The sequence below is a fragment of the Pseudomonas sp. CCNWLW23 genome (assembly GCF_037095675.1).
Taxonomy (GTDB): Bacteria; Pseudomonadota; Gammaproteobacteria; order Pseudomonadales; family Pseudomonadaceae; genus Aquipseudomonas; species Aquipseudomonas atacamensis.
Genome location: NZ_JBAWKM010000004.1, coordinates 68897 through 90716, shown reverse-complemented (window position 1 = coordinate 90716; position 21820 = coordinate 68897). Strand labels below are relative to the sequence as shown.

General features: G+C 61.0%; 19 protein-coding genes. 12 read left to right on the top strand and 7 right to left on the bottom strand.

The annotated features are described in order from the left end of the window. Nucleotides 1-231: 231 nt before the first annotated feature. The gene (locus V8J63_RS07545) at nt 232-846 is read right to left on the bottom strand and encodes an NAD(P)-dependent oxidoreductase (protein ID WP_336463842.1); all 615 of its coding nucleotides are present in this window, start codon (nt 844-846) and stop codon (nt 232-234) included. Between the two features lie 45 nt (nt 847-891). Continuing rightward, nucleotides 892-1770, bottom strand: coding sequence for an MBL fold metallo-hydrolase (locus V8J63_RS07540; protein WP_336463841.1), 879 nt, complete (start codon nt 1768-1770; stop codon nt 892-894). 113 nt (nt 1771-1883) lie between these two features. Here V8J63_RS07540 and V8J63_RS07535 point away from each other — a divergent pair, with 113 nt between their 5' ends. Together V8J63_RS07535 and V8J63_RS07530 are read left to right on the top strand one after the other, a co-directional pair. After that, on the top strand, nt 1884-2789 hold the full coding sequence (locus V8J63_RS07535) for a LysR family transcriptional regulator (RefSeq protein ID WP_336463840.1): 906 nt from the start codon (nt 1884-1886) through the stop codon (nt 2787-2789). A 130-nt stretch (nt 2790-2919) separates the two neighbouring features. Continuing rightward, nucleotides 2920-3096 (top strand): hypothetical protein, encoded by a 177-nt coding sequence (locus V8J63_RS07530; RefSeq protein WP_016773438.1) that lies wholly within the window; start codon nt 2920-2922, stop codon nt 3094-3096. Between the two features lie 130 nt (nt 3097-3226). On the opposite strand, the gene V8J63_RS07525 is transcribed toward V8J63_RS07530, so the two are convergent. After that, complete coding sequence (locus V8J63_RS07525; RefSeq protein ID WP_024014136.1) at nt 3227-4117, bottom strand: helix-turn-helix domain-containing protein; 891 nt, start codon at nt 4115-4117, stop codon at nt 3227-3229. Nucleotides 4118-4292: 175 nt separating this feature from the next. Between V8J63_RS07525 and pobA the strand changes: the two genes are divergently transcribed. Both pobA and V8J63_RS07515 read left to right on the top strand, forming a co-directional pair. Continuing rightward, on the top strand, nt 4293-5486 hold the full coding sequence (gene pobA / locus V8J63_RS07520; RefSeq protein WP_130888879.1) for a 4-hydroxybenzoate 3-monooxygenase: 1194 nt from the start codon (nt 4293-4295) through the stop codon (nt 5484-5486). Nucleotides 5487-5564: 78 nt separating this feature from the next. Continuing rightward, nucleotides 5565-7082, top strand: coding sequence for an MDR family MFS transporter (locus V8J63_RS07515; RefSeq protein WP_130888880.1), 1518 nt, complete (start codon nt 5565-5567; stop codon nt 7080-7082). Nucleotides 7083-7214: 132 nt separating this feature from the next. On the opposite strand, the gene V8J63_RS07510 is transcribed toward V8J63_RS07515, so the two are convergent. From V8J63_RS07510 to V8J63_RS07495, 4 genes are all read right to left on the bottom strand, one after another. Next, nucleotides 7215-8063 carry a cache domain-containing protein gene (locus tag V8J63_RS07510; protein WP_336463839.1) on the bottom strand — a complete coding sequence of 283 codons (849 nt, stop codon included), beginning with the start codon at nt 8061-8063 and terminating at the stop codon, nt 7215-7217. 134 nt (nt 8064-8197) lie between these two features. Continuing rightward, nucleotides 8198-9055 carry an ATPase gene (locus V8J63_RS07505; RefSeq protein ID WP_076563987.1) on the bottom strand — a complete coding sequence of 286 codons (858 nt, stop codon included), beginning with the start codon at nt 9053-9055 and terminating at the stop codon, nt 8198-8200. A 116-nt stretch (nt 9056-9171) separates the two neighbouring features. After that, complete coding sequence (locus V8J63_RS07500; protein ID WP_336463838.1) at nt 9172-10164, bottom strand: NAD-dependent epimerase/dehydratase family protein; 993 nt, start codon at nt 10162-10164, stop codon at nt 9172-9174. Nucleotides 10165-10263: 99 nt separating this feature from the next. Then, nucleotides 10264-11151, bottom strand: a complete 888-nt coding sequence (locus V8J63_RS07495; protein WP_336463837.1) for a LysR family transcriptional regulator ArgP — start codon at nt 11149-11151, stop codon at nt 10264-10266. Nucleotides 11152-11247: 96 nt separating this feature from the next. On the opposite strand from V8J63_RS07495, the gene V8J63_RS07490 reads away from it, so the two are divergent. From V8J63_RS07490 to V8J63_RS07455, 8 genes are all read left to right on the top strand, one after another. Then, on the top strand, nt 11248-11850 hold the full coding sequence (locus V8J63_RS07490; protein ID WP_110603236.1) for a LysE/ArgO family amino acid transporter: 603 nt from the start codon (nt 11248-11250) through the stop codon (nt 11848-11850). A gap of 176 nt (nt 11851-12026) precedes the next feature. After that, a complete protein-coding gene (locus V8J63_RS07485) occupies nt 12027-12623 on the top strand; it encodes a superoxide dismutase (RefSeq protein ID WP_016773431.1) in 597 nt (198 codons plus the stop codon). Between the two features lie 329 nt (nt 12624-12952). Continuing rightward, the gene (locus V8J63_RS07480; protein ID WP_016773430.1) at nt 12953-15004 is read left to right on the top strand and encodes a putative bifunctional diguanylate cyclase/phosphodiesterase; all 2052 of its coding nucleotides are present in this window, start codon (nt 12953-12955) and stop codon (nt 15002-15004) included. Nucleotides 15005-15150: 146 nt separating this feature from the next. Beyond that, nucleotides 15151-16503: an imelysin family protein gene (locus tag V8J63_RS07475; protein ID WP_122746738.1), complete on the top strand. Its 1353-nt coding sequence runs from the start codon at nt 15151-15153 to the stop codon at nt 16501-16503. Between the two features lie 276 nt (nt 16504-16779). Then, the gene (locus V8J63_RS07470) at nt 16780-18207 is read left to right on the top strand and encodes a di-heme oxidoreductase family protein (RefSeq protein ID WP_130926788.1); all 1428 of its coding nucleotides are present in this window, start codon (nt 16780-16782) and stop codon (nt 18205-18207) included. A 27-nt stretch (nt 18208-18234) separates the two neighbouring features. Then, the gene (locus V8J63_RS07465) at nt 18235-19299 is read left to right on the top strand and encodes an imelysin family protein (RefSeq protein WP_056789978.1); all 1065 of its coding nucleotides are present in this window, start codon (nt 18235-18237) and stop codon (nt 19297-19299) included. Nucleotides 19300-19313: 14 nt separating this feature from the next. Then, the gene (locus tag V8J63_RS07460; RefSeq protein WP_336463836.1) at nt 19314-20414 is read left to right on the top strand and encodes a DUF1513 domain-containing protein; all 1101 of its coding nucleotides are present in this window, start codon (nt 19314-19316) and stop codon (nt 20412-20414) included. Nucleotides 20415-20670: 256 nt separating this feature from the next. After that, nucleotides 20671-21819, top strand: coding sequence for an efflux RND transporter periplasmic adaptor subunit (locus V8J63_RS07455; RefSeq protein WP_336463835.1), 1149 nt, complete (start codon nt 20671-20673; stop codon nt 21817-21819). Nucleotide 21820 lies beyond the last annotated feature (1 nt).

The window sequence follows — 21820 nt, the reverse complement described above, 5'->3', positions numbered from 1 at the left end:
TCCATAATCGACACGGTCGTTCAGGTCAATGCGTGACCCAAGACAACTCGGTCGGCTCCCTCTCCCCCGGGAGAGGGAACTGATTGGGGATACTCAAGAAACTCATCGACCTGACACAGCCACGCCGAATCCACAATCGACACGGTCGTTCAGGTCAATGCGTGACCCAAGACAACTCGGTCGGCTCCCTCTCCCCCGGGAGAGGGCTGGGGTGAGGGGAAAAGGCTTGACTCAATACCCGACCGTATAACGCTGCCGCAAATGCTTCGGCGTCTCCACTTCGTCAATCAGCGCAATCGCGTAATCGGCAAAGGTGATCCAGCTACGCCCTTCGGCACTGACCAACAGGTGATCCTTGCCGACGCGATACTGGCCGCTGCGTTCACCCTCGACAAACTCCGCCGACGGCGAGAGGAAAGTCCAGTCCAGTTCCTGCTCCTGACGCAACGCATCAAGAAACGCCGCCCCCGCGTTCGCCTCGGCTTTGTATTCAGCCGGGAAACCGGCACTGTCGATCACCCGCGTGTCATCCGGCAGCAACAGCGAACCGGCGCCGCCGACCACCAGCAAGCGCTTCACGCCCGCCTGTTTTACCGGTCCGACAATCGCCGAGGCCGGGACGGTGGCGAAATGCGCTGCGCTGATCACGGCGTCGTGACCGGCCACCGCCGCTTGCAGCGCCGCCGAATCCAGCACGTCGAGGCTCTTGCTGACGACACCGGCGCGATCACCGACCTTTGAGGTATCGCGGGCAATGGCGGTGACGCTGTGGCCGCGACGCAGGGCTTCTTCCAGCAGTTGGCTACCGGCACGGCCGGTGGCACCAATGATTGCAATCTTGCTCATGACATTCTCCAGTTGGCTTGAAAATGCTGCGTGTTCAGGTTCGGCTTACCACTGCATCTCGCCCTTGGCGACTTTCGCGCTGAGCTCCAGCGAGCTTTCCTCGCCGAGTTGCGGGTAGCGTTTTTTCATCGCTGCGATCAGTGCAGCAGAGTCTTTGGCCTTGGCGGTTTCGGCATCGAAGGCCTTGATGTAATCGGCGGTGAATTTCACGCTGGCCAGCGAGCGGCTGCTGTCGCCCAGAAAATGGCCGGGTACTACGGTTTGCGGTTTCAGGCTTTCGATGGCGTGCAGGGTGTGCAGCCAGTCGGCGTGGGATTGCGCGGTCTGGGTGTCGGCCATCCACACATGAATGTTCTCGGCGACCACTACGCCACCGACCACTGCTTTGAGCGACGGGATCCATACGAAGCTGCGATCCGGTTGCTTGCCGTCGAGGCCGATCACCTGCAATTGCTTGCCTTCGAGGGTCAGGCTGTCGCCCTTGAGCACGTCCGGGACGATGGTTTTCGCCGGCACGTCGGCGCCCATTTTCGGTCCCCAGTAGGCCAGTTTGCCGTCGACGGTGTGCTTGATGTGATCGACGGTCGGCTGCGAAGCCAGGACTTTCGCTTGCGGGAATGCTTTGGTCAGTGTGTCGAGGCCGAAGTAGTAATCCGGGTCGCCATGGCTGATGTAGATGGTGGTCAATTGCTTGCCGCTGGCGCGGATCTTTTCCACCACCTGTTCGGCCTGGGATTTGCCGAATTGCGCATCGACCAGAATTGCTTCTTTCTCACCGCTGACCAGCACCGAGCTGACCGGGAAAATCGCCTGGGTGCCCGGATTGTAGACATCAAGGCTCAGCTCGGCGGCGGATGCATGGGGGGCAAAGCCGAAAAATGCCGCGGCGAGCAGAACGCGTTTGAAGGGGGTGAAGCCGATCATTTGTTGCTCCGGATTACGAATGCCAGTCTGGCGATGCAACAGAGCTTAGTTGCCAGACTCAGTACAAAAAATGCGATGCTTGGACATAGTTTGTTTCTGAAAGCGGGCAAATCATGGATCGGCTTCAAGCAATGCGGGTATTCGTCACGGTAGTGGACCTGGGCAGCCAGTCGGCGGCGGCCGACCACCTCGAGCTGTCGCGGCCGGTGGTGTCGCGCTATCTGGCGGAGCTGGAAGACTGGGTCGGCGCGCGGCTGATGCACCGCACCACGCGCAAATTGAGCCTGACCGCCGCCGGCAGTGAAATCCTCCCGCGCTGTCGGCAGATGCTCGACTTGTCGCACGACATGCAGGCCGCCGTCAGCGAACCCCATGACGCGCCTCGCGGATTGCTGCGGATCAGCGTCAGCACCTCGTTTGGCCAAGCGCAACTGGCCGATGCGGTCGCGGCGTACGTCAGGCTTTACCCCGGCGTGAGCATCGATCTGCAGATGCTCGACCGCACGGTGAATCTGGTCGATGAACGCATCGATCTGGCGATTCGCACCAGCAATGATCTTGATCCGAATCTGATCGCCCGGCGCCTGACCGTGTGCCGCTCGGTGGTCTGCGCAGCGCCGGCTTATCTGCTTGGGCATCCGGCGCCGCAGACAGTTGAGGATTTGAGCCGACATAACTGCCTGACCCATTCCTATTTCGGCAAAAGCCTGTGGCATTTCGAGGAGGATGGCGAACCGGTTTCGGTACCGGTGCAGGGCAATATCAGCGCCAACGAGGCCAGCACCCTTCTGCGCGCAACCCTGGCCGGCGCGGGCGTGGCGATGCTGCCGACCTACCAGGCTGGCGTGCATATTCACAACGGCGAACTGCTGCGTTTGCTGCCACACGCAGAACCGCGCCAGATGAATATCTACGCGGTGTACGCCTCACGTAAACACATGCCGGCGGCACTGCGAAGCATGCTCGACTTTCTGGTTCGACGGTTTCCCGAAAATCCCGCGTGGGATGTCGGCCTGTAAACCCGCTCCCACATAGGCATCAATTCGCTGAATGGCCGGCTAAATCCTCAAGCGCACTCGCTGGCAAGTGCGCGCCGCTGACCTATGCTCAAAGTAATACCGCAAGGTAGACGTTCAGAGGTCGAACACCATGAACATCAAAACAAAAAGGTACGCCGCCATTTTCATCACCTGCGCCGCCACGCTGGCGCTGTACGGCACCGCTGCCTGGCGCGTCGAGCAGTTGCGCCAGCTGCCGCGCGAGTATGCGAGCTGCAACTATGAGCGGTGTATTCCGCACAATGCCACGCTGAACGCATTGCGCTGATAGACCTGCGCTGGAATGCAACCCTGTGGGAGCGAGCCTGCTCGCGAATGCGCGGTGTCAGCCAGCATCGTTGCTGAGTGAAAGAGCGTATTCGCGAGCAGGCTCGCTCCCACAGGGCTCATCAGCGCTTTCAGGATTGTTGCTCGGCCTTGAGTCGGTCGCGGAATGCCTTTGGCGAAATCCCCACCCGGCGACGGAACAGGCGCGTGAAGTTGGTCGGATCGGAAAAACCCAACAACTCCGACATCTCGTAAATCGTCATGCTGGTGTAGGTCAGCAGGCGCTTGGCTTCCAGCAACTGACGCTCGTGCATGATCTGCAACGCCGGTTGCCCGGCCAGTTCACGGCAGGTGCCGTTGAGGTGCGACACAGAGATGCCCAGGCGATGGGCGAGGTCTTCGACCTTGACGTGCTGGCGGTAAGTCTCTTCCACCAACTGAATGAAACCGTTGAGGTATTCGCGTTGGCGCTGCGGGCGCTGGCTGGCCTTGTGCCGAACGATCGCCTGGCGGCTGACCCAGACCATGATCACGCTGACCAGCGAATGCATGAGCATTTCCCGCGCCGGTTGATGGCCGTTGTACTCGGCCTGCAACGCTGAAAACAGGCTGTTGAGATAATCGCCATCCTTGCCGGCCGGGTAGTTTTCCGCCCGAGCCAACGCGTGTACCGAATCGCCCAGTTGCGCCTGCAAATGGTTGATCAGCGGCGTGGCCAAGGTGACGATGAAGCCTTCAACATCTTCGGAAAAACGAAAGCCGTGCACCGACAACGGTGGCAGCACCTGTATCGCCGGAGTCTCGAGTTGCGTGCGCTGGCCTTCGATTTCGAGCTCTGCCTGACCTTTGAAAACGAACAGCAGCTGGCATAGATCCGCGTGGCGGTGAGGTTTGATTTCCCATTGGTGTTCGCGACTGCGCGAGGAAATGGTTTCACAGTGCAGCAAGTCCGGGGTCGGCCAGTCCAGGCTTTCACCATAGAGCTTGAACACCGGAATAGAAGGCAGGGCAGGCTTGTTCATACTTCAATCCAGGCCTCTGGTTTTTGGGCGATAATCGCACCGATTGGCAGAATGTACAGGTATCGGCTCAGTTTTCACCTTCAATTGACAGACCCGCAAGGGAAAAATGCAAGCACTCGATCCATAAAATCATTCACCGGCTGTTGCTGCGTGAAGCTTGCGAGTCATAAAAACAATGAAAACCCTGAAAACCCAAGTCGCCATTATCGGCGCCGGTCCTTCCGGACTGCTCCTCGGCCAGTTGCTGCACAACGCTGGCATCGACACCCTGATCCTCGAACGCCAGACGCCCGATTACATTCTTGGGCGCATCCGTGCCGGTGTGCTTGAACAAGGCATGGTAGAGCTGCTGCGTGAGGCCGGCATCGGTCAGCGAATGGATGCCGAAGGTCTGGTTCATGGCGGCTTCGATCTGGCGCTGGACGGGCGTCAGGTGCACATCGACCTGCACGCGCTGACCGGCGGCAAAACAGTAATGGTCTACGGCCAGACCGAGGTCACCCGCGACCTGATGGCCGCTCGTCGGGAGGCCGGCGCGCCAACAATTTATCAAGCGAGCAATGTCGTTCCCCATGACATGAAAAGCGACGAAGCTTTTGTCACCTTCGAAAAGGACGGTGAAAGCTGGCGCGTTGATTGCGATTACATCGCCGGTTGCGATGGTTTCCATGGCGTCGCGCGGCAGTCGATTCCGGCCGATTGCCTGAAGATTTTCGAGCGGGTCTACCCGTTCGGCTGGCTGGGCATTCTCGCCGACACACCGCCGGTCCACGATGAATTGGTCTACGCCCGCCACGAACGCGGCTTCGCTTTGTGCAGCATGCGTTCAGCCACGCGCACCCGCTATTACCTGCAAGTGCCGGCGGATGAAAACGTCGATGACTGGAGCGATCAGCGTTTCTGGGATGAGCTGAAAAAACGCCTGCCGGATGCCCTCGCGGAAAAACTGGTGACCGGTCCTTCGATCGAAAAAAGCATCGCGCCGCTGCGCAGTTTTGTCGTCGAGCCAATGCAGTACGGGCGCATGTTTCTCGTCGGCGACGCTGCCCATATCGTCCCGCCCACTGGCGCCAAGGGCTTGAACCTGGCCGCCAGTGATGTCAGCACGTTGTTCAATATTCTGCTGAAGGTGTATCGCGAAAATCGCACTGATTTGCTGGAAAAATACTCGGAGATCTGCCTGCGCCGAGTATGGAAAGCCGAACGGTTTTCCTGGTGGATGACGTCGATGCTGCATCGCTTCGACGATCACGATGAGTTTAGCCAGCGCATCAGCGCGTCGGAACTGGACTACTTTGTCAGCTCGCAAGCCGGGCAAAAAACCATTGCAGAAAATTACGTCGGGCTTCCGTACGAGGCTATCGAATAGCCTGCTATCGACTTACACTGGCGAGCACTTACCCGCTCGCCTTGTCCATGCGGGTCAATCACTGCCCGCAGGTTTTCCGTGACCACTCTCAATCAGCCTGAAACGCCCAAACCGGCCATTCGCAGCGTGCTGGTCGCCTTGATGATGGCGATCTTCCTCGGTGCGCTGGACCAGACCATCGTCGCCGTGTCGATGCCGGCGATCTCTGCGCAATTCAAGGACGTCAGCCTGCTGGCCTGGGTGATTTCCGGTTACATGGTGGCGATGACCGTGGCGGTGCCGATCTACGGCAAGCTCGGCGACCTGTACGGGCGGCGCAAACTGATGCTGTTCGGTATGGGCCTGTTCACCCTCGCCTCGCTGTTCTGCGGCATGGCGCAGAGCATGGAACAACTGGTGCTGGCGCGGATCCTTCAGGGTATCGGGGCCGGCGGCATGATCTCGGTGAGTCAGGCGATCATCGGCGACATCGTCCCGCCGCGTGAACGCGGCCGCTATCAGGGTTATTTCAGCAGCATGTACGCCGTGGCCAGCGTTGCCGGTCCGGTGCTCGGCGGCTACATGACCGAATACCTGTCGTGGCGCTGGGTATTTCTGATCAACCTGCCGCTGGGGCTTGGCGCCTGGTGGGTGGCACGGCGCAACCTGCGCGGCTTGCCGATTCCGCAGCGTAAACCGGTGATCGATTACCTCGGCACGGTGCTGATGATCATTGGTCTCACGGCGTTGTTGCTCGGCATCACCGAAGTCGGCCAGGGTCATTCATGGCGCAGCAGCGAAGTGCTCGGCCTGTTCGCTTGTGCCGTGGTGGTATTGGCGCTGTTCGTCTGGCATGAACGCCGGGCGCGGGAGCCGTTGCTGCCGATGCACCTGTTCGCCAATCGTAATGCCCTGCTGTGCTGGTGCACGATTTTCTTCACCAGTTTCCAGGCCATCTCGCTGATCGTGCTGATGCCGCTGCGTTTCCAAAGCGTCACCGGCGCGGGTGCCGACAGCGCCGCGTTGCACTTGCTGCCTCTGGCGATGGGCTTGCCGATCGGTGCCTATTTCGCCGGCCGCCGCACCTCGATCACCGGACGCTACAAACCGCAGATTCTCACTGGGGCGATCCTCATGCCGATCGCGATTCTCGGCATGGCCTTCAGTCCGCCACAAGCGACGCTGCTCAGCGGTTTGTTCATGTTGCTCAGCGGCATCGCTGGCGGCATGCAGTTCCCGACCTCGCTGGTCGGCACGCAGAACTCGGTGGAACAACGCGACATCGGCGTCGCCACCAGCACCACCAATCTGTTCCGCTCACTGGGCGGCGCGGTGGGCGTGGCGTTGATGTCGGCGCTACTGCTGGCGTTGCTGCACGATTCCAGTTTCGCCCACCTGGCGAACAGTTCGCTGATCAGCGAGGGGCATTCGGGCAACGTCCTGCTCGATGGCCTGAACGCAGCACCCGGCGAAGCGCAGAACGCTTTGCGCGCGGAGCTGCTGGTGACCTTCCGCCACCTGCTCTGGGTCAGCACGGCAGTGTCGTTGCTCGGGCTGGCAGCGGCGATTGCCATGCCGAACAACCTGCTGCGCGGGCGGGAGCACGGCGCGAAATGAGCCTTTTGCGCTGATCGTTCCCACGCTCTGCGTGGGAATGCCTCAACGGACGCTCTGCGTTCGGCCTTGGATGGGACGCAGAGCGTCCCGGGCTGCATTCCCACGCGGAGCGTGGGAACGATCATCGCGCGCTCAAGGGCTGTAGTAGCCCACCGCGACGAGGAAATGCCCGACCTTTTTCAGGTACGCATGCTTGTACTCGATCTTGCCGGTCACCGGGTTTTTCCAGCGGTATTCATATTCGCCTTCATCCTGCTTGCCGATCAGCGCCAGAATCGGCTCGCCCACCGGCTTGCCTTCCGGGTCCTTGACCTTGCCAAAATCAGTGTTGATCAAGCGCAGATTGGTGCCGTGGGCGACATAGCGCTGGTTGTTCAGATCGACCACGAAGACATACAGGTCATCCTGCAAGTAACCGCCCTTGAGTGAGTTGATCGCGGTCAGCGTGCCCTTCTCGTCCTTGGTCAGATCCGTCGCGGCTTTGTCCAGCAAGGCCTTGGCCTGCTCAGCTGAGGCCCGTGGCAGGTAGTAACCCACCGCGAGAATGCGCTGCCCGACGCGCTGATAGAACACATGCTTGCGCTCGACCTTGCCGTCGGCCCAGTTCTGCCAGCGGTATTCGGCCTGCTGGATGCCATTGCCTTCCGGCACTTTCAGCGCATCCTTGAACGCCTTCCGCAGATCCGGACCAAGCACTTCGCTGACATCCCGGCCGATCAGCGCCGATGACGGCCCGCCACTGGCGAGCATCACGCCTTTGGTGTCGAGGACGAACACGTAGCGATCCTTGTCGACGAACTCACCCTGGCGGCTGAAGGCGGCGAAGGCCTTGTCGCCATTGTCGTGGTAGTAGGCCAAGGCTTTTTCCAGCAGGGCGATCGCGGCCTGACTGTCATCCTTGGCGGCGGTGGCGGCACTGGCCTGGCCGAAACCGGCCAACAGCATCAGGCCGAGCCAGACCACTTTATGCAAAAACCCCATAGCGCATCCCTCGTTCTTTTTGGTGTCTCAAGAGCGTAGACGGCTTGGGCTGATGTACGAGTATTCAGAATGATGCAGGGGATTACAGGTCCCTGTGGTAAGGGGACAAAGCCCTCCGGGCAACAGATCAGTTGCTACGGGCGGGAATTGATCTGCTGCTGCAGGTTCTGGATCTGCGCCTGCAAGGTATTCAGGTTGCGGGTCATCTGCGCGCGGAACGCATCGAACTCGGCAGTATTGCCGCCACCCTGTGGCGCTGCCGGGCGGTTGTCCTGCTGACTTTTCAGCACCACGATGTCCTGCTCCAGACGATCGATCGCCGCGCTCGGATTGCCCTGTTTCTTCAGCGCGGCGATATCGGCGCCGAGGCTTTTGAACTGGGCGTCGAAGGCTTTCAACTGGGCATCGACCTTGCTGGTATCGGCCGGGGTGCTTTTAATGGTCGCCAGCTCGGCACTCAAGGCTTTGACCTGAGCCTGCAACTGCGTATTGGCGTTCTGTTGTTCGGTGGTCTGCGCGGTCATCTGCGCCAGACGCTTGTCCAGTTCGCTGGCCTGCCCGGCCACGCCTTGCTGTTGCTTGCTCTGGTCGAGCAGCTTGCCTTCGAGTTGCTTGATTTGCAGCTTCAGCGCTTCGCTGTCACTGCTGACGTTGCTCTGGCTGGCGACAACCTTGCCGGAAATATCCTGCAGGCGCCCGGCCGCTTCTTCGCTGATGCGGGCGAAGCTTTCCTGGGTGGCGACCAGTTGCTGTTCCATCAACGAAATCTGCTGGAAGCTCCACCAGGCCAGACCGATGAAGGCAAAAAACAACGCGCCGACCAGCGCCCACAGCGGCCCGGTGCTGGCGGCCTTGACCTTGACCACTGGCGCGCTGCGCGAATGCACGGAAGTGCGGGGGCCGGGTGCGATGTCATCGTCATCGAACGGGTCGGCGCGCAGGCTTGGCACGTTGTCGAAATCGTCGTCGTGGGCATCGTTTCGCATGGACATTGAGGCAACCTTTGGCAAACGCGGTGATGGCTAAATGCTGCGAAGTATAACCGCCGCAGCCGCAGGCATTGACCCTCAACCCGCAAGGCGGTTCATTGCCGCCCGGCCGAATCGTTTCAACGGATGTCCTGGGCTTTCCACCACGCACAGAACTCATCGAGGGCCGCCCACAGGCTGACTTTCGGATCGTAGTCGAGATAATGCCGGGCGCGGCTGATGTCGAGGGTGAAATTTTTTTTCATGACCTGCATGCCCAGGCGCGACAGGGTCGGCTCAGGGCGTCCCGGCCAGAGCCTGCACGCGCCTTCGTTGAGCGCCGCGACGCTGTAGGCCAGACCGTAGGAGCGATATTTGCGCACCTGATCGACGTCCATCCGCCGCATCACGTAATTGACCACGTCCCACAGCGGCACCGGCGTGCCGTTGCTGATGTTGTAGGCCTTGCCCAGCGCCGAACCTTGCGCCAACAGGCTGCTGAGCATGGCTTCGTTGAGATTTTGCACGCTGGTGAAATCGACCTTGTTCAAGCCGTCGCCGATGATCGCCAGCCGGCCCTTGCGCTGCATCTTCAGCAGGCGCGGGAAGATGCTCATGTCGCCGGCACCGGTGACGAAACGCGGGCGCAGGGCGATGGTTTCCAGACCGAATTCCTGCGCGCCGAAGACCTTCTGCTCGGCCAAATATTTGGTCGCGGCGTAGGGATGCTTGAAGCGTTTGGGCACTTGCTCTTCGGTCAGACCGAGATGGTCGCGGCCATCGAAATAGATCGACGGCGACGACAGATGCACCAGCCGCCGCACCCGCTGCTTGAGGCACGCTTCGACGACGTTTTCGGTGACTTCGACGTTGCCCTGATGAAACTCCTGATAACGCCCCCACACGCCGACAGCACCGGCGCAATGCACCACGGCTTCGACATCGTTGCACAGGTCGTGCACCAGATCGGCGTCGGTCAGATCGCCCGGCACGAACTCGGCACCGCGGCGCACCAGATGCTCGACGCTCTCGGCCCGGCGACCGTTGACCCGCACTTCAAGGCCCTGCTCCAGGGCGAAACGCGCAAAGCGCCCGCCAATAAAGCCGCTGGCGCCGGTAACCAAAATCTTCATCAAAAACTCCAGGGAAGCAGCTGCAAGCTTCGAGCTTTCAGCTGCAAGTTGAAACGGTGCGTGTTCTTGCCGCTTGCAGCTTGACGCTTGTTGCTGCGTTCAAGCCACTAGCCATTGCTTTGAGGAGCGCAGCAGTTGTTCGGTCAGTAGATTGAGCAACTGGCCGCCATTGCGCCAATGATGCCAGTACAGCGGCACGTCGATCGGTTTATCTGGCAGCAATTCGCACAGCACCCCGCGTTGCAACTGTTCGCGCACTTGCAGTTCCGGCACCAGCCCCCAACCCAGACCGGCTTCGGTCAGGCGAATGAAGCCTTCGGAAGACGGGCATAAGTGATGTTCAAAAGCGCCGTCGACGCCCAACAGCGCCAGATAGCGATGCTGAAGGAAATCGTCCGGACCGAACACCAGCGCCGGGGTGCGCGGCAGCTGTTCGGCGCGCACGCCATCGGGAAAATGCCGAGCGATGAAGGCCGGACTGGCCAGGGCGCGATATCGCATGGCGCCGAGCAACACGCTGCGGGCTCCCGCCACCGGCCGCTCGCTGGCACACAGGCATGCGGCCACTTCACCGGCACGCATGCGCTTGAGGCCAACGGTCTGGTCTTCGACGATCAGGTCGAGCAACAAATGCTGCTCGGCGCAGAAATCGCCGACGGCCTCGGCCCACCATGTGGCGAGGCTGTCGGCGTTCAGGGCGATGCGCAGGCGATCGGGCAAGCCTTCTTCGTCGAGCGCCGGCACCACTGATTGCAAGTCGCGCTCGAGCAGACGCACCTGCTGCACATGGTTGAGCAAGCGTCGGCCGATCTCGGTCGGCGCTGGCGGTGTTCCGCGCACCAGCACTGGCTGGCCGACCCGCGCTTCAAGCAATTTGATGCGCTGGGAGATCGCCGACTGCGACAGGCCCAGCACCTGCGCGGCGCGATCGAATCCGGCCTGCTCGACCACAGCGGCGAGCGCGGAAAGCAATTTATAGTCGAACATCAGTTTTCCTAATGTGCGATCAGCACTATTGGTTTTTCTTATACAGCGTCACACCGGAGAATAGCCAGCAAGCACTCTCTTTCAAGGATCTCTCCCATGTGGCAAAGCTACGTAAACGGCCTGTTGGTGGCGTTCGGCCTGATCATGGCGATCGGCACGCAGAACGCTTTTGTCTTGGCGCAAAGCCTGCGCCGTGAACACCATTTGCCGGTGGCGGCATTGTGCGTGGTGTGTGACGCAATTCTGGTCGCGGCCGGGGTGTTCGGCCTGGCGACGATTCTGGCGCAGAACCCGACCCTGCTGGCGATTGCCCGTTGGGGCGGCGCGACGTTTCTGATCTGGTACGGCAGCCAGGCGCTGCGCCGGGCCTGCTCGAAACAGAGCCTTGAGCAAGGCGAAAACCAGACCGTGCGTTCGCTGCGCGCAGTGATGCTCAGCGCTCTGGCGGTGACCTTGCTCAACCCCCACGTTTATCTGGATACGGTATTGCTGATCGGCTCGCTGGGCGCGCAGCAATCGGTGCCGGGCGCTTATGTGGTCGGCGCGGCCAGTGCATCGTTGCTGTGGTTTTTCACCCTGGCCCTTGGCGCGGCGTGGCTGGCACCGTGGCTGGCCCGCCCGAGCACCTGGCGCATTCTCGATCTGGTGGTGGCATTGATGATGTTCGCCGTGGCCGCGCAGTTGATCATCGCCCGATGAATAATTGCCAAAGGCTCTGGAACCTCTATCCCACACAGTTGTTGCGTGGTTAAGGCGCGACCCCGGTGCTATGATCCGAACCCTGCGCCGCAAAGAGTAAAAACTCGCCGGTGCATTTCCGGCCGCCCGTGATCGGCCTTGCGCTCACCGCAACAGACCTGATTAGGAGAATCATCATGGCTTTCGAATTGCCGCCGCTGCCTTACGCACACGATGCCCTGCAGCCGCACATCTCCAAGGAAACCCTGGAGTTCCACCACGACAAGCACCACAACACCTACGTCGTGAACCTGAACAACCTGGTGCCAGGCACCGAGTTTGAAGGCAAGACCCTGGAAGAAATCGTCAAGACTTCTTCGGGCGGCATCTTCAACAACGCCGCTCAGGTCTGGAACCACACTTTCTACTGGAACTGCCTGGCGCCAAACGCCGGCGGTCAACCAACCGGCGCCCTGGCAGACGCCATCAACGCAGCGTTCGGTTCGTTCGACAAGTTCAAGGAAGAATTCAGCAAAACCTCGATCGGCACCTTCGGTTCCGGCTGGGGCTGGCTGGTGAAAAAGGCTGACGGTTCCCTGGCCCTGGCCAGCACCATCGGCGCCGGCAACCCGCTGACCAGCGGCGACACCCCGCTGCTGACCTGCGACGTCTGGGAACACGCTTACTACATCGACTACCGCAACCTGCGTCCGAAGTACGTTGAAGCGTTCTGGAACCTGGTCAACTGGAAGTTCGTGGCCGAGCAGTTCGAAGGCAAAACCTTCACCGCTTAAGCTGCGCGCCCGATGAAAAGCCCGGCTTCGGCCGGGTTTTTTTATGCCCGGCGCATGGCGTTTCTCGCACGGTAAAAGCAGCTTCACGCCGTTTGCCGCCAGCCCCCAGCCGTCTACCATCACAGAAAGGAAAAAATCTTTGGCCCAGTGCTCAAGTTGAAGGCAATTGCAACCGACACAGTTGATTCAGAGCTATTACTCAAATGACGACAATGCGGCCAGGATCACGGCGACTTTTCCCGTGCCTGATTGTCCCTTTGACTGCCAACCCGGGATTGCCAATACTCATGGCAACTTGACGCTACCCGCACGGAACAAGGAATAACCCTTTGAAGCTGGAACTCAAGAACAGCTTGTCGGTGAAGTTGCTCCGGGTCGTGCTCCTGTCGGCATTGATCGTAGGCGTAGTCTTGAGCTGCGCGCAGATTGTCTTCGATGCCTACAAGACCCGTCAGGCGGTTGCCGGCGACGCCGAGCGCATCCTCGACATGTTCCGCGATCCATCGACCCAGGCCGTGTACAGCCTGGATCGGGAAATGGGCATGCAGGTGATCGAAGGGCTGTTCCAGGACGACGCCGTGCGTCAGGCCTCCATCGGCCACCCCAACGAAGCCATGCTCGCGCAGAAATCCCGCGAACTGCAGCATTCCAACAGCCGTTGGCTGACCGACCTGATTCTCGGCCAGGAACGCACCTTCACCACGCAATTGGTCGGCCGCGGTCCGTACAGCGAATACTACGGCGACCTGAGCATCACCCTCGACACCGCCACCTATGGCGAAGGTTTCATCGTCAGCTCGGTGATCATTTTCATTTCCGGCGTGCTGCGCGCACTGGCGTTGGGCCTGGTGCTGTACCTGGTCTATCACTGGCTGCTGACCAAACCGCTGTCGCGAATCATTGAGCACCTCACCGAGATCAACCCCGATCGTCCCAGCGAGCACAAGATTCCGCAGATCAAGGGCCACGAAAAAAACGAGCTGGGCCTGTGGATCAACACCGCCAACCAGTTGCTCGAGTCCATCGAACGCAACACCCACCTGCGCCACGAAGCGGAAAACAGCCTGCTGCGCATGGCCCAGTACGACTTCCTCACCGGTCTGCCGAACCGCCAGCAATTGCAGCAGCAACTGGACAAGATTCTCGTCGATGCCGGCAAATTGCAGCGCCGCGTCGCCGTGTTGTGCGTCGGTCTGGATGACTTCAAGGGCATCAACGAGCAATTCAGCTACCAGACCGGCGACCAATTGCTGCTGGCCCTGGCCGATCGTTTACGTGCCCACAGTGGTCGTCTTGGCGCCCTCGCTCGTCTGGGCGGCGATCAGTTCGCGCTGGTGCAGGCCGACATTGAACAGCCTTATGAAGCTGCAGAACTGGCGCAGAGCATTCTCGATGACCTTGAGGCGCCCTTCGCCCTCGACGATCAGGAGATCCGCCTGCGCGCGACTATCGGCATCACCCTGTTTCCGGAGGACGGCGACAGCACCGAGAAGCTGTTGCAGAAAGCCGAACAGACCATGACCCTGGCCAAGACCCGCTCGCGCAATCGCTATCAGTTCTACATCGCCAGCGTCGACAGCGAGATGCGCCGTCGTCGCGAGCTGGAAAAAGATTTGCGCGATGCGCTGATCCGCGACCAGTTCTACCTCGTCTACCAACCGCAGATCAGTTATCGCGATCACCGCGTGGTCGGCGTCGAAGCGCTGATTCGCTGGCAACATCCGGAACACGGTCTGGTGCCGCCGGACCTGTTCATCCCGCTGGCCGAACAGAACGGCACGATCATCGCCATCGGCGAGTGGGTGCTCGATCAGGCCTGCAAGCAATTGCGCGAGTGGCACGATCAGGGTTTTGTCGATCTGCGCATGGCGGTCAATCTGTCCACCGTGCAACTGCACCACGCCGAGCTGCCACGGGTGGTCAACAACCTGTTGCAGATGTACCGCTTGCCGCCGCGCAGTCTGGAACTGGAAGTCACCGAAACCGGCCTGATGGAAGACATCACCACCGCCGCCCAGCATCTGCTCAGCCTGCGCCGCTCCGGTGCGCTGATCGCGATCGACGACTTCGGCACCGGCTACTCGTCCCTCAGTTATCTGAAAAGCCTGCCGCTGGACAAGATCAAGATCGACAAGAGCTTCGTTCAGGATCTGCTCGATGACGACGATGACGCGACCATCGTTCGCGCGATCATTCAACTGGGCAAGAGCCTGGGCATGCAGGTGATTGCCGAAGGCGTGGAAACCGCCGAGCAGGAAACCTACATCATTTCCGAGGGTTGCCACGAAGGTCAGGGCTACCACTACAGCAAACCGCTGCCGGCGCGGGAGCTGGGCATTTACCTCAAGCAGGCGCAACGCAGCAACGCGGCCATTCTCTAAAAGCGCAAGATCGCGCCATCACACCTGCCTAAATAAGAAATATTTCCAAGCACGCCTTTACACATAATGCGAAAGATTTGCATTATGTCGCAGTTTTGCGCGCCCCCGGCGCCAGTCCACTCAACTACCGAAGCAGGATGTTCGCCATGATTCGTATGCCTCTGGCTACCGCCAGTCTGCTGGCCATCGCTATTTCCCTCGCCGGTTGCGGCGAAGGCAAGGACAAAGAAAAAGCCTCCGAAATGACTCCGGCTTCCAGCAGTGCTGCTCCAGCCCCTGCCGCTGCACCTGCTCCTGCCGCCGGTAAAGTTGACGATGCCGCCGCCAAGGCTGTGGTCGCGCACTACGCCGACATGGTCTTCGCCGTTTACAGCGATGCCGAATCCACCGCGAAAACCCTGCAAACCGCCGTCGACGCGTTCCTCGCCAAGCCGAACGCCGACACCCTCAAAGCCGCCAAGGCTGCCTGGGTCGCCGCACGCGTGCCGTACCTGCAGAGCGAAGTATTCCGCTTCGGCAACACCATCATCGACGACTGGGAAGGTCAGGTTAACGCCTGGCCATTGGACGAGGGCTTGATCGACTACGTCGACAAATCCTACGAGCACGCACTGGGTAACCCGGGCGCCAGCGCCAACATCATCGCCAACACCGAAGTGCAGGTCGGCGAAGACAAAGTCGACGTGAAAGAGATCACCCCGGAAAAACTCGCCAGCCTCAACGAGCTGGGCGGTTCCGAGGCGAACGTTGCCACCGGCTACCACGCGATCGAATTCCTGCTCTGGGGCCAGGATCTGAACGGCACCGGCCCTGGCGCTGGCAACCGTCCGGCCTCGGACTACCTGGAAGGCGCCGGCGCCACCGGTGGTCACAACGAGCGTCGTCGTGCCTACCTGAAAGCCGTGACCCAACTGCTGGTCAGCGACCTGGAAGAAATGGTCGGCAACTGGAAGCCGAACGTGGCCGACAACTACCGCGCCACCCTGGAAGCCGAGCCAGGCGAAACCGGCCTGCGCAAAATGCTCTTCGGCATGGGCAGCCTGTCCCTGGGTGAACTGGCGGGCGAGCGCATGAAGGTTTCCCTGGAAGCCAACTCCCCCGAAGACGAGCAGGATTGCTTCAGCGACAACACCCACTACTCGCACTTCTACGACGCCAAAGGCGTGCGTAACGTTTACCTGGGCGAGTACACCCGTGTTGACGGCACCAAGCTGACCGGCGCCAGCCTGTCGTCGCTGGTAGCCAAGGCCGACCCGGCTGCCGACACCGCGCTGAAAGCCGATCTGGCCGCGACCGAAGCGAAGATCCAGGTCATGGTCGATCACGCCAACAAGGGTGAGCACTACGACCAGTTGATCGCTGCCGGCAACACCGCTGGCAACCAGGTCGTTCGCGACGCCATCGCCGCGCTGGTCAAGCAGACCGGCTCGATCGAAGCCGCTGCCGGCAAACTGGGCATCAGCGACCTGAACCCGGACAGCGCCGATCACGAGTTCTGATCGCAGCGTCCGTTCAAAAAGAGGCGACCTTCGGGTCGCCTTTTTCATTATTGGCACACCACTATCCCTGTGGGAGCGAGCCTGCTCGCGAAGGCTTGATCCGGCGCAGCATTTACAGCGCGTCGGGCATCGCTTTCGCGAACAGGCTCGCTCCCACAGTGTTGGCATGCGCTTCAAGGCTTGCGCGATATCAAGCAAACGATAATTCCTCTTATTCAAACTCCCCCGCCCTGTTAGACTTTGCGCCTTTGTTTTCGCCCGTTTGCAGGATGTCTGATGCTGTCGTTGCCGCTTCGCTTGTCCGCACTGTTGCTGGCCCTGGGCCTGAGTGCCTGCGATGACGCCCCGCGTTTCACCAAGGCCGAGCCGGGGGAAGCGCGTTCGGGCGGTGCGGCGACTGTGCGCAAGAGCGATCAGAACGCCTTTTCCCTGCCATCGGCCAACCTGCCGCCCTCGCGGCGGGTGGATTTCAGTGTCGGCAACAGTTTCTTTCGCAGCCCGTGGGTGATCGCGCCGTCGACCACCACGGCGCGCGACGGCCTCGGCCCGTTGTTCAATACCAACGCCTGCCAGAACTGCCACATCAAGGACGGTCGCGGGCATCCGCCGGCACCTGACGCATCCAATGCGGTGTCGATGCTGGTGCGCCTGTCGATTCCCGACGCGCCGCAATACGCCAAAGTCATCGAACAGCTCGGCGTAGTGCCGGAGCCGGTGTATGGCGGGCAGTTCCAGGACATGGCCGTGCCCGGCGTCGCCCCGGAAGGCAAGGTGCGGGTCGACTACACGCCGGTGCCGGTACGCTTCAAGGACGGTACCGAGGTCGAGCTGCGCAAACCGACCCTGCAGATCACTCAACTCGGTTACGGCCCGATGCACCCGGACACGCGTATTTCCGCGCGGGTGGCGCCGCCGATGATTGGTCTGGGCCTGCTCGAAGCCATCCCCGAGGAGGCGATCCTCGCCAACGCCGCCGCCCAGGCGAAAGAGAACAACGGCATCAACGGCCGGCCCAACCGTGTCTGGGATGACCAGTTGCAGAAAACCGTCGTCGGCCGGTTCGGCTGGAAAGCCGGGCAGCCGAATCTCAATCAACAGAATGTTCACGCGTTCTCCGGTGACATGGGCCTGACCACCAGCCTGCGGCCGTTCGACGATTGCACCGAGGTGCAAACCGCCTGCAAACAGGCGCCGAACGGCAATGGTCCCGACGGCGAACCGGAAGTCAGCGACAACATCCTGCGGCTGGTGCTGTTCTACAGCCGCAACCTGGCAGTGCCGGCGCGCCGTGGCGTCAACGATCCACAGGTGCTGGCCGGCAAGAATCTGTTTTTCCAGGCCGGTTGCCAGTCGTGCCACACGCCGAAATACACCACGGCCGCCGATGCCGCCGAACCGGAATTGGCCAATCAGGTGATTCGTCCATACAGCGACTTGCTGCTGCATGACATGGGCGAAGGCCTGGCGGACAACCGCACGGAATTTCAGGCCTCCGGCCGCGACTGGCGCACCCCGCCGTTATGGGGGATTGGTCTGACGCAAGCGGTCAGCGGTCACACCCAGTTTTTGCATGACGGCCGCGCACGCAACCTGCTCGAAGCGGTGCTCTGGCATGGCGGCGAGGCGACGGCGGCGCAGCAACAGGTTTTGTCTTTCAATGCCGAGCAGCGCGCTGCGTTGCTGGCTTTTCTGAACTCACTTTAAATACTGAAAAAACATCGGGAGCCCGACATGTTCCGTCCCAAGTTACTGTTCACCAGCCTTGCCGCGCTCGCCCTCGGCGCCTGCTCGCCGCAGGACCCGCAAGCGGTCACTTCGGCGGCGATCGCCAAATCGGTGATCCTGCCGACCTACACCCGTTGGGTCGAAGCCGACCGGCAACTGGCGGTCAGCGCCCTCGCCTACTGCCAGGGCAAAGAGACCCTGGAAACCGCCCGTGCCGATTTCCTCCACGCGCAGAAAGCCTGGGCCGAACTGCAACCGCTGCTGATCGGTCCGCTGGCCGAAGGCAATCGTTCGTGGCAAGTGCAGTTCTGGCCGGACAAGAAAAACCTCGTCGGCCGTCAGGTCGAGCAACTGGTCGTCGCCCAGCCGCAGATCGACGCCGCCGCGCTGGCCAAATCCAGCGTCGTGGTGCAGGGCCTGTCGGCTTACGAATACATCCTCTTCGACGCCAAGCCTGACGTCGCCAACGATGCGCAAAAAGCCAAATACTGCCCGCTGCTGATCGCCATCGGGGAACGCCAGAAGCAACTGGCCGAAGAGATCCTGCAGGGCTGGAACAACACCGACGGCATGCTCGCGCAGATGAGCAAGTTCCCCAACCAGCGCTACGCCGACTCCCACGAAGCGATCGCCGATCTGCTGCGCGTCCAAGTGACTGCACTGGATACCCTGAAGAAAAAACTCGGCACGCCAATGGGCCGTCAGAGCAAGGGCGTGCCGCAGCCGTTCCAGGCCGATGCGTGGCGCAGCCAGTCGTCGCTGACCGCATTGGAAGCCAGCCTTGCCGCCGCCAAAACCGTCTGGGAAGGCGTCGACAACAAAGGCCTGCGCGGTCTGCTGCCGGCCGAACAGAAGCCGTTGGCGGACAAGATCGATGCCGCTTATGCCGCGTCGCTGAAGCTGTTCGACAGCACCCAGCGCTCGCTGGGCGAAATGCTCGAAGACGACGCCGGTCGCCAGCAACTCAACGATATCTACGACAGCCTCAACGTCGTCCATCGCCTGCATGAAGGCGAGCTGGCCAAGGCGCTGGGCATCCAACTGGGCTTCAACGCCAACGACGGTGACTGATGAGGGCGAGTGCCATGCTGCGACGTCAGGTTCTGACTTTAGGTAGTGCACTGCTGGGAGCAGTGACGCTGGGCGGCTGGACGCTGTTCAAACGCAAGGATCAGAGCCCGCTGCTGCTGTCGGCGCGTGACGATACTGACGGCAAGCATTACGCCGTCGGCTATCGGCTCGACGGTACGCGGGTGTTCGCCACCCACGTCGGCCAGCGTTGCCACGACATCATCAATCATCCGACGCAGCCGCTGGCGCTGTTCGTTGCACGGCGTCCGGGTACCGAGAGTTACCTGATCGACCTGCGCGACGGCACGTTGCTGCAGACCGTGACCTCGCAGCCAAACCGGCACTTCTACGGCCACGCCGTGGTGCACAAGGACGGCGAATACCTGTACGCCACCGAAAACGATACGACCGATCCTGGTCGCGGTTTGCTCGGTGTGTATAAGTTCGAAGGCGAGCGGCTGGTGCACACGGGCGAGATTTCCACCCATGGCCTCGGCCCGCATCAGGTGTCGTGGATGCCCGACGGCGAGACGCTGGTGGTGGCCAACGGCGGCATTCGCACCGAGGCGGAAAGCCGCGTCGACATGAACCTCAACGCCATGGAACCGAGCCTGGTGCTGATGCAGCGCGACGGCACGTTGCTGAGCAAGGAAACCCTCGCCCAGCAGATGAACAGCGTGCGCCACATGGGCATCGCCAGTGACGGTACCATCGTCGCCGGCCAGCAATTCATGGGGCCGTCCCACGAGCGCTCGGAGCTGCTGGCGATCAAGCGACCCGGGCAACCGTTTGTGGCGTTCCCGGTAGCGGAAGATCAGTTGCAGGCGATGGGTCACTACACCGCCAGCGTTGCGGTGCACAGTGACCTGCGTCTGGTCGCGTTGACAGCGCCGCGCGGCAATCGCTTCTTTATCTGGGATCTGGACAGCGGCGAACTGCGCCTCGATGCGCCTTTGCCTGATTGCGCCGGCGTTGGTGCGGTAAAGGATGGCTTTGTCGTGACTTCGGGTCAGGGCCGTTGCCGTTACTACGATTGCCGTCAAGCACAACTGCTGGCCAAGCCGCTGGAATTGCCGGCGGGGCTCTGGGACAACCATCTGCACTTGATGGCCTGATACCCGCTCATTTTTGAGATGCCCCCCCATCCTGTGGCGAGGGGATTTATCCCCGTTGGGTGGCGCAGCCGCCCTTAAAACTGCAATTGCGGTATGACTGAAGGATTCAGGGGGCCGCTTCGCAGCCCAACGGGGATAAATCCCCTCACCACAGGATTGTGTCCCGCTGCACCTGTAAACACTTCCAGTTGGAATCCCCACCTGACTCGGAGTAATGTGCCCGCCTGTCTCATGATTTATCCAAGGAAATGGAAATATGCTGCGTCGCCGCATGCTGATCATGTTGGGTGTTGTTTTGCTGATCGTCCTGGTACTGGGCGGATACAAAGCCTTTTCGATCTACACGATGATCCAGGGCTTTTCCAAGCCCAAGCCGCCGATCAGCGTCGCCGTAGCCACTGCCGGCGAACAGCCGTGGCAGATGCGCCTGCCCACCGTCGGCACGCTCAAGGCGCTGCAAGGTGTTGACTTGAGTCTGGAAGTCGCCGGCACCGTCACTGAACTCAAATTCGAATCCGGGCAGAAGGTCAAGGCCGGACAGCCGTTGCTGCAACTCGACAGCGCCGTCGAGACCGCTCTGCTGGAAACCGCCCGCGCCGACCTCGGCCTGGCGCAACTGGACTTCGGCCGTGGCGCGCAACTGGTCGACAGCCGCGCGATCTCCAAAGGCGAGTACGACCGCCTCTCCGCCGTGCTGCAAAAGAACAAGGCCACGGTCAATCAGCTCAACGCGTCGCTAGCGAAAAAACGCATCCTCGCGCCATTCAGCGGCACCATCGGCATCCGTCAGGTCGACGTTGGCGACTTCCTCGCCAGCGGCACCAAAATCGCCACGTTGCAGGATTTGAGCAGCCTCTACGCTGACTTCTACGTGCCGGAACAAGCGGTGCCAAAACTCGCTATCGGCCAGCCCGTGCAGTTCACCGTCGCCGCTTATCCGGGGCAGAACTTTGCTGGCAAGATCAGCGCGATCAACCCGATCGTCGAAAGCACCACGCGCAATATCCTCGTCCGCGCCACCCTCGCCAACCCCGACGGCAAGCTGCTGCCGGGCATGTTCGCCAGCCTTGAGGTGCTGCTGCCCGATCCACAGAAGCACATCGTCGTGCCGGAAAGCGCGATCACCTACACCCTGTACGGCAACTCGGTGTACGTGGTCGGGCAGAAGAAGGCCGAGGACGGCAGCGTCGCCAAGGATGACAACGGCCAACCGCTGCTGATCGCCGAACGTCGTTTCGTCGAAACCGGTGAACGCCGCGATGGCCTGGTGATGATCAACAAGGGCGTGCAGAGCGGCGAACAAGTGGTAACGGCGGGCCAGATCAAACTGGACAACGGTGCCCACATCGCCATCAGCGACGACAAGACCCTCGGCGAGCAGAACAGTCCGCCTCGCGCCGACTGAT